The organism is Paenibacillus sabuli (genome assembly GCF_014705605.1).
In the GTDB taxonomy this organism is placed as follows: Bacteria; Bacillota; Bacilli; order Paenibacillales; family Paenibacillaceae; genus Paenibacillus_D; species Paenibacillus_D sabuli.
The window spans coordinates 1-13,063 of sequence record NZ_JACXIZ010000050.1; the positions used below are offsets into that span (position 1 = coordinate 1).

Genomic DNA, 13,063 nt, shown 5'->3' on the forward strand with positions numbered 1-13,063 from the left:
CGGGCGACAGGCTCCGCAGCTCCGCCGCGGCCGAAGTGGCGGCGGCGGCGGCGGCGGAGCCGCGCCCCGCGCGGGCCGTATGCGAGCGCCGGGCGGCGGCGATGCTGGCAATCGGGGACCGCTCCTACGAGAGCGGCCTCCCCTGCTCGGAGAATCGGCCGATTCGGTATGCCGACCCGATCTGGCCGGACGGGGGCTTGCGCCGCTTGCCCGAGGCGAGCGCGTAGCAGCGAATGCGACCTCAGCCTCCACTTCAGCCACGACTGCAGCCGCTGGCCAAGACTCGTCTAGATCGCCTGCGATTCGCTCTGTCCTGCGCGGCGATACCGGATGCGCATCAGCCGCAGCCGATCGTAGAGGACTTCGACCTGGCGCGTCTTGAGCTCCTGCTCCTCATACACCTCGCTGAGCACAGGCTTTAGATAACGATCGCCGACGGACGCCAGCGCTTGCCATATTTTTTGCTGCTCCTCCTGCGACACCTCCGCCAGCTCGCGCTCGATGAGCGCTTCCAGATCGTATCCTTCCGCCTCCAGCGTCTCAATCCGTTCCAGCAGCTCTCTGCGCGGGAGCTCCGTCGACTGCTGCAGCTCGGCCAGCGACAGTCCGTCCTGAATACCCTCAAGAAGGCGCCGCTTCTCTTGATGGCGGTCCAGTTCGCCTTTGAATTTCATTTCCTTCTGACGGTACATCCATTGCGTATAGGTATCCGTATCGAGCGCTTCGGCAACCCAATCCAGCGGAAACGCCGTGCGCTGCGCATAACGGCGCGTAATCTCCAGCACCTCGGCACCGTAAAGGCCATGCTTGTTCTCGCCCCAGCCGGGGATCTGCAGCAGCTCGTCCTCTTGATGCGGCACGTAGGCGCTCAGCATCCACAGCATGCGGTTGGTTGCAATGACGTAGGCCGCCTTTTTCTCCGCGATCGCCCGCCCCCGCCGCCAGTCCCGCAGCGCTTCGAACAGCTCGGGGTCGCTATGCAGCTCGCCGTAGCAATGATACCGGGAGAGCGCGCCCCTCATGCCGCGATCGGGCTTGCGCTCCTCCAGCATGCCGTCCAGGACCGGTACATAGCCTTCGCCCAGCTTGATCGCCACGCTATAACGAAAGGTGCTGAGCATCTCCTCCCATGAAGTGCCCGCGTACCAGCGTTCCCGCTCCTTGTCCCCTTCCTCCCAAACGACGTGCCACAGTCCCTGCTCCTCGCCAATCGAGACCCGGCCCTGGGCCACGCGCCCCTCGCCCAGCTGCTTCTCCAACGTGTTTACGAATACTGCCTGCATACATGCACACAACCTCTCCGTTATAATCCGAATCCACCGTCTGAGGCGCTTTTTCCTCATTTTTGCAAAAATAAAAACACCTCTCCCGCAAAATGCGAAAGAGGTGCTTCCTCGTTCAGAAATAGGCAATATGCGCCTTATTCGGTTGGTTGTGATTCGGTTGAACATAGCTTACCATATCTTAGCAGCCATAGCAAGCAATTTTCGAACATTTGTTCTCACATTGGATGGAGGCCTTTAATAGACCGCTGTGAGCCCCTTATAGACCGCTATAAAATATACGAGGCAAGCACGCCTTGCAGCTCGTAAATATTCAGGCTTTTATTGAATTTTTTGGTCAGCGGTGTCGTCTGGCTTGAGATAAAAATTTTCAATTCCGCATCCAGGTCGAACGAGCCTGCCGTTTCGATGCTGAAGTGCGAGATGCTTTTGTACGGGATGGAGTGCAGCTCCGTTTTCTTCCCCGTGACGCCCTGCTTGTCGACCAGAATCAGACGCTTGTCCGTAAACAAAAACATATCGCGAATCAGCTTGTACGCTTTTTCAATGCGCTCGCCGTCAATCAGCACGTGCTGAAACTCCTTTTGCACCTCTGCCGGAGCAAGCTCCGATGCGTTACCCATCAAGCCGTCCAAAAACCCCATTCGTTTCGCCCCCTCGCGAAATTTGGTAGATCCTGTAGAAAGACATCTTCTTACTTATCATAGAGAAGATGGAGCGCATTGACCAGCTTTTTTCGTCAGCCGGTCCGGCCTGACTCGGCCACCACCCGCGTCGACGCGATGAGATCGTACAACGCCTGTTTCTTGGGTGTAAAAATCGCCGTAAGGATATACACAAGCATGAGCGCATATACCGTGCCGCCTACAAGATACAAGTAAGTCGGAATCGCGTCCTCTTCTCCGGTCCTGGAAAGCCGATACGCCAAAAAATGAGCCAGCTCCCAAGGTAAAAATTTGACCGCCGTACGGAAGACCATGCGCGCAATTCCCGGACCATAACCGCTGCGGTCCGCAACGCGAATGCCGATCCGCCGCTTGCCGAAGGTGCCGCCGCCGCGGGCATCGCCGAAGATGAAGTAAAGTGATACCGGGAGCGTCACCATGACAAAACCGGCCAACTGCGCCCGGAGCGGCGAACCGATAAAAAGCTGCTGAAGTTCCGGAAAGACGAACAAATTTACAACCGCCAATAGCGCCAAGTATCCAAGAATGATGACATAATCGAGTAGAAACGCCTTGCAGCGGGATATAAAACTCGCATTTTGCATGTTCTGCCCTCCTTGAGTTAGTTCGCTAGTCTGGCGTACACCAGCTCTTTGTACAATGACGCCGACCGCAGCAGTTCCTCGTGCGTACCCGATTCGACGATGCGGCCTCGGCTCATGACATAGATGCAATCGGCATTCTCCACCGTTGACAATCGGTGCGCGATCACGATCGTCGTCTTGCCCTCCCGCAGCCGATCAAGATTACGCTGTACCCGGCGCTCCGTCTCCAGGTCCAGCGCCGAGGTCGCCTCGTCCAGCACCAGCACCTCCGCATCCGCCAGCAGGGCCCGCGCGATCGCCAGTCGCTGGCGCTGTCCGCCCGACAGCGTGATGCCCCGCTCGCCGAGCACGGTGTCGTAGCCACTGGGCAGCGCCGCAATATCGGCATGAATCTCCGCCGCCCGGCAGGCCGCCTCGCACGCTTGCTCGGTCACGCCCTCCCGGCCCAGCGCTAGGTTGTGCCGGATCGTGTCGGGGAACAGATACGGGTCCTGCGGCACCAGCACGATGCGGCTGCGCCAGCTGTCCAGCGCCAGTTCGCGCAGCGGCTCGCCGCTGACGCGAATCTCCCCTTCCTGCGGATCATAGAAGCGCTCCAGCAGCTGCGCCACCGTCGACTTGCCGCCGCCGCTTGCGCCGACGAACGCCGTCTTGCCGCCGATCGGCAGTTCCACGGTCAGCCCGTCCAGCACGCGCTCGCGCTGCCCCGGATAGGCAAAGCCGACCTCGTGGAACGTCAGGCTCCGAATCGGTCCCTCGAGCAACCGTCCGTCCTCCGGCTCGCTGTCCGTCATGAAGCTGCGCAGCCGCTCCACCGTCCCCATCCGCGCCGAGAATTGCAGGCCGTATCCGAGCAGCTGCTGCATGCCGTCGAGCAACTGGCTGGCGAACTGGTAAACGACGATATAGCTGCCGATCGACAGGCTTCCCGTGATCGTCAGATAGGCGCCGTAGCCCAGCACGGCCAGATTCATGCCCCAGCGCAGCGGCTCGCTCCAGGCGAGCTGCCGGTTCGCCAGCTTGCCCTCGGCCATCACCTTGCCGAAGAAGTGCCGGAAGCGGTGCGCGTAGCGCTCCAGCTCCCAGGCATGCCGGTGAAAGGCAATCACCTCGCGCGTGGAGGCGATCCCTTCCTCGAGCTGCACCGCGACGTCCGAGCGCGCCGCCTGCACCGCCTTGCCCGCCGCCTTCTGGTCGGGCCCGAGCTTGCGCCCGATGACGGTGTAGACGAGCCCGAGCACGACGATGAGCGCCAGCATGAGCGGCTCGGCCCAGCCGATGAAGCCGGCCAGCACCGCGACCCGCAGCACGCCGGTGAGGCTGCCCGGCAGCAGATGCGCGACGAAGTGGCTCGTATCGCGCACCTCCTGATGGAAGCGCTGGGCCAGCGCGCCGATGCGTTCGCTATGGTAGCGGGATACCGGCATCCGATACATCACATGCATCAGTTGCACGGAGAGGCGACGCAGCAGCGCGTACTCATTGCGACGGTTCAGCATGTACGACAGCAGATGCACCGCGTTGTAGCCGACGATCAAGGCCGCGAAGAGCAGCAGGTACCGCGTCAGCAGTCCGTACTCGCCGGCGACGAAGATGTCGTCGATGATCCACTTCTGCACGGCGGTAATGCCGAGCAGGGACAGCATGTCGAGCACGCAGAGCAGCACCGCCAGCAGCAGCGGCCATTTGAGCGGCCTGGCCTGCCCGGCCAGCCATTTCCAATCAGGCATGCGCGATCGCCTCCTCGCCCATGACCAGCCGATACAGCGCCCCGCGGCGCGCCATCAGCGCGTCGTAGCCGCCCTGCTCGGCGATGCGGCCGTCCTCCAGCACGACGATCCGGTCGTAATGCCGCACCGTCGAGAGGCGATGCGCCACCGCGATTGTCGTCCGTCCGGCCAGCAGCCGGTCCAGCGCCTCCTGCACCTCGCGCTCGCTGCGGTTGTCCAGCGCCGAAGTCGCCTCGTCGAGCAGCACGACGGCGGGATTTTTGAGGATCATGCGAGCGATCGCGATCCGCTGACGTTGACCGCCCGACAGCTTGTAGCCGCGCTCGCCCACAGGCGTATCGTAGCCCTGCGGCAGCTGTGCGATGAAGGCGTCGGCATTGGCCGCCCGGGCCGCGGCCCGGACCTCCTCGTCGCTCGCCTGGGGCCGGCCGAAGCGGATGTTCGCCAGCACGCTGTCGCCGAACAGATACGTCTCCTGAAAGACGTAGCCGAGCGCCTGGCGAAGCGCTCCGGATTCCAGCTCCTGCAGGGGGATGCCGTCGAGCCGCAGCGCCCCGTCGCTCGGGTCGTAGAAGCGCCCGATCAGCTTGAGCAGCGTCGACTTGCCGCCGCCGCTCGCGCCCGCGAACGCGACGCGCTCGCCGGGCGCCACGGTCAGCGTGACGCCGCGCAGCACCGGGCGGTCCGGCAGCTGCGCGTAAGCGAACGAGACGTTGTCCAGCTCCAGGCGGCCCGCCACGTCCCGCAGCGTGCGACCGCGCGCCGGCTCCTGCAGCGCCGGCTCCTCTTGCATCAGCCGGTACAGCTTCTCCCCCTGCATGACGAGCATGCTCTGCTCGGTCGCCATCGTGACGACGGTCGTCAACGTCTGCATCACCGTGAAGTAATAGAGCAGGAAGGCGACGAATGCGCCGACGTCCATGCTGCCGCTGCGCACCGCCCAGGCGCCGAAGACGAACAGCGCCAATGCGCCGAGGTTGACCGTCATGCGCCGCGCGGTGCCCCGCAGCAGCGCGTACAGCAGCTCACGCTGCCACCAGCCGCGGTTGACCTCGAACTTGTCGAGCAGGAGGCCAAGGTCCCAGCGCTCGGCGCGGTGTATGCGCAGCTCCAGCAGTCCGGTGAGGCTGTCATACAGCTTCTGATTGTAGTTGGCGCGCGTGCGCGTGCCCTCCTGCGCATAGGCCGCCTGCCTGCGCTCGAACTGCGGGCCGATCAAGTAGTACGAGAGGAAGAACGGCACGATTAGCAGCGTCAGCAGCGGATTTAGCGCGATCAGCAGCGCGAGCGAGACGAGCAGCAGGATCGAGCGCTCGATCAGTACGGGCAGGTAGCGCCGGTAGATCTGCTGGATCGCCGGCACCTCCGCCTGGAACAGCGACAGCGTCTCCCCGGTCGGATGCGTCTCGTAGTAGGCGAAGCCGAGCCGCCGCAGCTGCCGGAAGACGGCTAGCTGCAGATCGCTTGCTCCCTTCTCCTGCAGGATGCGCTGCATCCGATTGCGCACCGCCATCGCGACCAGCATCAGCGCAATGAGCGGCACGAGCATGGCCAGCATCGTCCACAGCTGCGCGAGGTTGCCCGTCGGTACGATGACGTCGATCACCTGCTGGATGAACTTCGGGATCGTCAACAGCACGCCCGACTGGATCAACCCGGCCATCAACAGCGCGGCAAACGGCCCCTTGTATTTCCCGACAAACGAAACGATCCATCCATAGATGCGCAGCTTTTCTTTCCAGTTCGCTTGATTCTGAATTTTTATAGCCTCCACCTGATCCCCCCTGATTGCTCAATCTCTGTCTCTCTCTAGCTCTTCCAAGCTCACTCCAGCTCTCTATCTCTCTCTATCTCTCTCTATCTCTTTCTAGCTCTTTCTAGCTCTTTCTAGCTCTTTCTAGCTTTCTCTAACTTTCTCTAGCTTCCTCTAGCTCTTTCTTGTTCTATCTCATTCTAGCTCTCCCTAGCTCTCCCTATCTTTCTCTTGCTCTAGATATCTCACTCTATCTTTCTCGACTTCTCACCGTGTCTATATCTGTTACGTTCTCCCACTCCAAAAATTCCCTTTATTTTCTGTTGACCAAATATAACGCAATTTGGCCCATAAATCCATCATTATTTCCAACCGCCCTACCAGTCCGCAAGCTTGCCAAGCTGTGCTACACTGATAGGAAGAGGCGAAACGGGCGAGCCGTCATTTACGGCCGAGACAAAACGGCTGACGGCTTCTTTTGGCAGACGTCTTTGTCCAGCTAACGGTTGCCACAGCGGCTAATCGGCCCAAAAAAGCAATGTTTTCATTTTAACGGTTCTCACAGCGCCTATTTCATTGAAATCGTTAAAAAAGAAGCAAATTCCGCCAAATAAGCGCTGCTGCAACCGTTAGCATTCAAATTGCCCGCTTTTCGCTAGATTAGGCTCGCTCACAACCGTTAGCTCAAGAATCAGCATTGCAACAATGATTAAGGCGAAACACCGAGGCCATCTTATCACAGCCAAGCGCGTTTTGTTCTGCAAAACGTGCGCCTTGTTCTATTGGTGAAACGCAGGGCTCGTTCGATTTCTAGCAGGGCTCGCCCGATTTCTATGCGAAAGATTGGCGGCGTCTTTTAAAGGACGTTAAGGATCGAAAATGTTCGATAGGAGGAAGCAACCGGATGAAGCTCGTATCATGGAATGTGAACGGCCTGCGGGCCTGTGTCAATAAAGGGTTTATGGATTATTTCCGCGCTGTGGATGCCGATATTTTCTGCGTACAGGAGACCAAGCTGCAGGAGGGTCAGATCCTTCTCGAACTGGGTGAAGAATATACGCAATACTGGAATTACGCCGAGAAAAAAGGCTACTCCGGCACCGCCGTCTTCACCCGGCTCAAGCCGCTGCGCGTGCAATACGGCCTCAGCGGAGAGGAGGATCCCGAGGGGCGAGTCATTGTGCTGGAATTCGAGCACTTCCAATTGGTCAACGTCTACACGCCCAATGCGCGGCGCGACCTGTCGCGGCTAGAGCATCGGCTCGCCTGGGAAGATCGCTTCCGTGCCGAGCTGCAGCGGCTCGACGCTCACAAGCCGGTCGTCGTATGCGGCGATCTGAACGTCGCCCACCAGGAGATCGATCTGCGCCACCCCAAGCCGAATACCGGCAATTCCGGATTCACCTTCGAGGAACGAGGCAAAATGTCGGCTCTGCTGGAATCAGGCTTCATCGACAGCTTCCGGCACCTGTACCCTGAGCGAGCCGGCGTCTATTCGTGGTGGTCCTACATGCCCAAGGTGCGCGAACGCAATGTGGGGTGGCGCATTGATTATTTCCTGATGTCGAAGCGTCTGGCCCCGGCGCTGCGCGAGGCGGAGATCGCCTGTGAGGTCATGGGCAGCGACCACTGCCCCGTGCTGCTCGAGCTCGATCCGGCAGCATGGCCAACGCCGCGCGCAGACGAAGACAATCTGCTTGTTGGTCACCCGTAAGACTTAGTTTTTCTTTGGCCACGGCCCTCCCGATCCAAGAAGACGACCTAAGCGCTGACAAGGCCTGTTAGACTTGCAGTGCTCAGTCTTGTACAGTGTGTAGCCTTGTGCAGTGATCAGCCTTGTGCAGTGATCAGTCTTGCGGAATGCACAGCTTTTGCAATGCACACCCTTGCACCTCACACCACCAGCACCCCCTTCTTGGCGGCCACGCCGATCGTCGCCCGCACGCCGGAGCGGAACTCCAGGTAATCCTGCTCCATGCCGTCACTGAAGATGACGCCGTCCTCCGGCATCTGCGAGACGAGCTGGAGCGTCTCGCCGCGCGCGATGCGTCCGTATACTAGATCCGCGCCTGTCGTCCGGCTCGGGAAGGGCTCGCGCACCGTGAAGCGCAGCGAGTCGCTCTCCCAGGCGAACACGCCTGCCCCCGGCTCAGCGCGGTCCGAAGCTGCAGGCGCTCCACTTACCGTGCCAGCCGGCACCATCTGCTCCGACTGCTCCGAGCCTGCTCTCGCCGGCGGTTCCACGCCTTCTCGTACTACCCGCGCCTCGCCTTCATTCGCCGCGGCAGGGCCACGCCTTGCTGCTTCCGCTGCCGCGTTCGCCGCAGCCGCGCCGCGCCTTGCAGCGCCCGCAACCGCTTCACCCGCAGCTACACGCGCCGCTGCTCCTGCACGCGCCGCTGCTCCTGCACGCGCCGCTGCTGCCGCCGGCGTGCCGGCCACAGTCCGCTCCCTCGACAGCATTCCTGTCTGGCGGGCGATGCCGGCCGCACCGGCCAGGACGCTCTTCAGCCAGCCGGTCGAGCCCATGCCCGTCGAGACGATGACGCCGCTGGAGGACTGCCGCTCCTCCAGGCCGCCGGCCGCGATCCGGTAGCGAGCCGACACATGGGTCCTGCGCCCGATGAAGAGATCATTGACGGCATACAAGAGCTGGCCGTCGCTCAGTTCCGCCTGCGCCAGCGTTACCTCCCGCACCGGGCGTCGTCCGGCCACAGCCTCGGGGACCACACTCCCCAGATCGCTTACCCCAAAGGGCAGCAGCACGCCATCCCAGCGGGCCGGGTCCGGATTGACCCCGATCAGCCGCTGGCCGTCGAGATACTTGAGCGTATTCGCCGCCAGACCGTCCGGCCCGAGCGCCACGACTGTATCCGCCGGGCCGAACAGATAGTTCGGCACATGCTCGCGGTCCAGCACCTGCACCCGTCCCATTCCGCTCAGCGCCTGCTTCGCCCGGATCAGCGCCTCCCGATACACTTCGTCTTCTTCCCGGTAATCGGAGAAATCCTCGCCCATTGATTCAATGACGAATTCTGCCTGCCGCACCGTATTGTAGCGAACGACTAGCTCCTCCAGCCGCGTGCGGCGCTTGATCAGCACCAGCTTCGCATCGCGCTGCGCTCCCATTGCATTCACGCCTTCCCTTTATATTAAGCGGCTCTCCGGTCGCGTCAAGCTCGACTTGCCGCCTCCATACTACGCTGCCCCTGCCCCTACCCTTGACTTGTTGCCGCAAGCCTATCGCTTGCGACGCTCCGTTACCTGTGCTGCTTCGCCCTGCAGCAATCCCTGTAACAAGTCCGGCGAGATGTTGAGCTGCCCGATCTTGTCCGCCTGTCCGGCCAGCTCCTCGAACGCCGCCGCGATTAGCTGATTCGGATTCATGCCCGACCGGGTCAAGGCTTGCAGCACCTGCTGATCTGCTCCGCCCAGCGCGCCCATGACAGCCGACAGCTCATAAGCGCGAGCGTCCGCCTCCACTCTCCGGTTATCCGCCGAACGTCTGAGCATCGTCTCGCGCTCCTCCTCGTACGCGGTATCAAAGTGCAACTGCTCCTGCTGCATTTCGTTCTTTTTCTGCTGCACGAGGCGGTCGGCGGCCAACTGGCTTTCACGGATTTGCTTCTTCTTCGCCTCTATAGCGATCTCCGTGCCCAGCTCATTCTCGCGCACGATCCGCTCCTGCTCGATCGAAGCATTGCGCCGTTCATACAGCGCCTCGTCGGCTTCGCGGAGGATCTGCTCGCGCGTCTGCGCCTCCAGCGCCCGCATCGTCTCCTTGCTCGGCAGCACGGCCAGGATCGAAGCGCCGATCGCTTCAAGGCCGAGCTTCTTCAGCTCGGGGCTGTCGGCGAGCGCCTCGCCGAGCGCCGCCGCCAGGCGATCGCCCGCCTGGATCGCTTCGCGCAGCGGCATGGCCTCCAGATGCCGTTTCACCAGTACCTTGGCCAGCCCGATGACGCGCTGCCCGAGCTTGCCCGGATCATCCGACAGGTATGCCTTTTTACGCAGATTGTACGTGTAGTCCAGCATCCGCGACATCTGATGAAAATCCGCGATCCGGTACGTCAGCTGGCCCTGTACGGTGACGCTCTGGAAGTCGCGTGTTACCTCCTCGAACATGAACGGCGCATCGACCGAGGAGACCGGTATGACAATTGCCGACGTCACCGGCGCGTAGTAAAAAAACGAGAGTCCGACGCCTTCCCTTACCACCCGACCGCTGCGCATTTTCATGACATATTCGCTCGGTTGAAACTTGACGAATTTGATGCCAAACATGACCATCGCCTCCTTGGAAGAAATCGATTAAGATGAAGTTGGTCCTTCATGAACATTGAATCATGAAAATTAAACCATGAAGATTGAATCATAAAGATTGAATCATGAAGATTAAATCATGAAGATTAAATCATGAAGATGAAATAAAATTTTTACTTTTAATTTGATTTTATCAATTTGAATATATCAAAATAATAATATTAAAATATTGATTTCACAACCTCCAAATTCGTTCAAAATCGCGATAATTCATGCTTGAACATGGTGAAAACCAGGTTTTTCTTCCGATTCCGCTATTTTCAGCCGATTCGCTGAATGTAGCTTGATTTTCATTGTGCTGTGCACAGCGATTCAGTATAATGGGCGCAGCAAAGACAAGGATAGGCAAAATTATATACTTTCTTTACTTTCAAGAAATGGCTTGAGCACGCTTGAATTCGTTTGAGTTACTTGAAATCGCTTGAGCATACTTGAACCCGTTTGAGTTACTTGAAATCGCTTGTTCATGCTTGTACCCGTTTGATTCGTTTGGACAAGCTTGCGAACAATTGGGGACGCTTGAACTGCATTAATACAGTTAAAAATCGTCCATCCCCCGAATTTCGGCTCGCCAACTGTAAAAATACAGTTAAATCGGCAACTGGAGCTGACTTTTTCTGAAATGGATCAAATTCAACTGCACTTTTGCAGTTGAGCACTTCTATTGATGTAGATTTATTAAAATAAACTGCACTTTTACAGTTGGCGATGAGTTGGCATTGGATTCAACTCGATGGATTCAACTCAGTGGATTTGATTCACCTTTCACCTTTCACTTTTCACTTTTAACACTTCATCGCAAGGAGGCGACCCAGACATGCGGATGCGCATTCGGCTCAGTCTGTTCGTCAAAATGATGGGGGCGCTGCTGCTCATTCTGATTCCGCTGCTGGTGTTGTACAGCTACGCCAATCATGTCAGCGAGCAAGTCATCGACCAGGAAATCAAGGCAGCGAGCGAACACAAGCTGCGCCAATTCGCCAATCAGCTCGACAGCCAGGCCGAGCTGCTGTCCGGCATTTCAGTCACGCTGCTGCTCAACCCGAGCGTCAAAATTTACGCTAACGCGCATGAATTCGAACGTCCGTACGAGCAGCTGCATGCCAAGCAAACCGTGCTGGAGCTGCTCAAGGTGTACAACAGCTCCACCATCTGGAGCAACCAGATCTCGCTGTATGCGCGGCAGGCGCATGACGTCGTCTCCACGTCCATCCGGACGCAGTACGACGACGATTATTTGCAGGGCCACCTCGTCAAAAGCTGGCAGTACCGCGAGCAGCCCGCCGGCGGCATCGACGGCCGCAGCTTCGTCCGCTACGCGGTCGACGCCATGTTCGACAGTCAGGAGAATATTAATCTGGTCGCAGAGATCAGCTTCCCCGACGCCAACATCCGCAACATGCTGACGCAGTACAAGGAGGGCGGAAACGGCGACCCCTTCTACTACCATCCGATGCACGATTCGATTGTAAATGCTTCCGCAAATGCAGAGCTGATCCAGACGCTCACCGGCAGGCTCGATCGGCGCGCGCTGCCCGACATCGGCACCGAGACGATGACGCTGCAGGGGCGGCAATATGTCGTGCAGTACGTCCGCTCCGAAGCGCTCGGCTGGCATCTGGTCGATTATTACCCGCTTCAGCATCTGCTGCAGCCGATCGAACGCAGCCGCAATCTGTACTATACGTTCTGGGCCGTGCTGCTGCTGGTCGCCATTGCCGCGGCGCTGCTGCTGTATCGCGAGGTGCAGCTGCCGATCCGGCGGCTCGTCAACGGCGTCCAGCGCGTCAAGAAGGGCTATTACGGAGAGCGCATCGTCGTCCGATCCGGCCATGAATTCGGCTTGCTCGTCGAACGATTCAACGAAATGACTGAGCAGATCCAGACCTTGATCGACTCGGTCTACAAGGAGCAGCTGCGCGCCCGCGACGCGACCTTCAAGCAGTTGCAGTCGCAAATCAACCCGCACTTCCTGTACAACTGCCTGTATGCCATCAAAAATATGGCCGAATACGGCGACGAGGAGGCCGCCGCGGCCATGGCGGTCCACCTCGGCGACTACTATCGCTATATCACGCGCGTGGACAATCCGATCGCACAGCTGCGCGAGGAGGCGGAGCTGCTGCGCAGTTATCTGGCGATCCAGCAGCTCCGGATGAAGCGGCTGGAGGCCGAGATCGACATCCCCGAGGCCATGCTCCAGCTGGAGGTGCCGCGCCTGCTCATCCAGCCGATCGTCGAGAACGCCGTCCAGCACGGGCTCGAGCCCAAGGAAGGGCCCTGCCGCATCCGCATCACCGGCGAGCAGCGCCATGCGATATGGGCGATCGTCGTCGAGGACAACGGCGTCGGCCTGACCTCCGGGCAGCTCGATGCGCTGCAGCGCGCGCTGCTGGAGAAGCGCAGCCCGGCCGAGCAGCCCGCCGGCACCGGCATGAAAAACGTGCACGACCGGCTCGTCTACCGCTTCGGCCCGGAGGCCGGCCTCGTGCTGGCGCGACGCCGCGAGGGCCTGAGCGTGACCCTGCAATGGCCGGTGGGCAGCGATAGCCAAGCCGGACCCTTGCCGCTCTCTGGCGATAGCCGCGACGGGCCCTTGCCGGAGGGCGGCGCATGAGCCGGTGAGCAGCCTGCTCAGGAGGATCGGCACGCGCCGCGCCCGCAGGCGCAGGCCGCGACGGTCTCACCGGTCTCGAAGGACGGG

General features: G+C 59.9%; 9 protein-coding genes and 1 pseudogene. 3 read left to right on the forward strand and 7 right to left on the reverse strand.

Features of this window, described 5'->3' with window-relative positions; translation table 11 throughout:
* Positions 1-227: pseudogene (locus IDH44_RS22795) on the forward strand (hypothetical protein); the annotation flags it as partial.
* Positions 228-287: 60 nt separating this feature from the next.
* Here the strand turns inward: IDH44_RS22795 and IDH44_RS22800 are convergent.
* From IDH44_RS22800 to IDH44_RS22820, 5 genes are all read right to left on the reverse strand, one after another.
* On the reverse strand, positions 288-1,283 hold the full coding sequence (locus tag IDH44_RS22800) for an HRDC domain-containing protein (protein WP_190921138.1): 996 nt from the start codon (positions 1,281-1,283) through the stop codon (positions 288-290).
* 269 nt (positions 1,284-1,552) lie between these two features.
* A complete protein-coding gene (locus IDH44_RS22805) occupies positions 1,553-1,927 on the reverse strand; it encodes a PH domain-containing protein (RefSeq protein WP_190921139.1) in 375 nt (124 codons plus the stop codon).
* Between the two features lie 95 nt (positions 1,928-2,022).
* Positions 2,023-2,553: an RDD family protein gene (locus tag IDH44_RS22810; protein WP_190921140.1), complete on the reverse strand. Its 531-nt coding sequence runs from the start codon at positions 2,551-2,553 to the stop codon at positions 2,023-2,025.
* 17 nt (positions 2,554-2,570) lie between these two features.
* The gene (locus IDH44_RS22815; RefSeq protein ID WP_190921141.1) at positions 2,571-4,283 is read right to left on the reverse strand and encodes an ABC transporter ATP-binding protein; all 1,713 of its coding nucleotides are present in this window, start codon (positions 4,281-4,283) and stop codon (positions 2,571-2,573) included.
* The gene (locus IDH44_RS22820; RefSeq protein WP_190921142.1) at positions 4,276-6,057 is read right to left on the reverse strand and encodes an ABC transporter ATP-binding protein; all 1,782 of its coding nucleotides are present in this window, start codon (positions 6,055-6,057) and stop codon (positions 4,276-4,278) included. Before IDH44_RS22820 ends, IDH44_RS22815 begins: the two co-directional genes overlap by 8 nt.
* An 883-nt stretch (positions 6,058-6,940) precedes the next feature.
* Here IDH44_RS22820 and IDH44_RS22825 point away from each other — a divergent pair.
* Positions 6,941-7,750 carry an exodeoxyribonuclease III gene (locus tag IDH44_RS22825; protein WP_190921143.1) on the forward strand — a complete coding sequence of 270 codons (810 nt, stop codon included), beginning with the start codon at positions 6,941-6,943 and terminating at the stop codon, positions 7,748-7,750.
* Positions 7,751-7,929: 179 nt separating this feature from the next.
* Here the strand turns inward: IDH44_RS22825 and IDH44_RS22830 are convergent, their stop codons facing one another.
* A complete protein-coding gene (locus IDH44_RS22830) occupies positions 7,930-9,165 on the reverse strand; it encodes a diacylglycerol kinase catalytic domain-containing protein (protein WP_190921144.1) in 1,236 nt (411 codons plus the stop codon).
* Between the two features lie 111 nt (positions 9,166-9,276).
* Positions 9,277-10,320, reverse strand: a complete 1,044-nt coding sequence (locus tag IDH44_RS22835; protein WP_190921145.1) for an SPFH domain-containing protein — start codon at positions 10,318-10,320, stop codon at positions 9,277-9,279.
* An 856-nt stretch (positions 10,321-11,176) separates the two neighbouring features.
* Here IDH44_RS22835 and IDH44_RS22840 point away from each other — a divergent pair.
* Complete coding sequence (locus IDH44_RS22840; RefSeq protein WP_190921146.1) at positions 11,177-12,976, forward strand: sensor histidine kinase; 1,800 nt, start codon at positions 11,177-11,179, stop codon at positions 12,974-12,976.
* Positions 12,977-13,063: the final 87 nt, after the last annotated feature.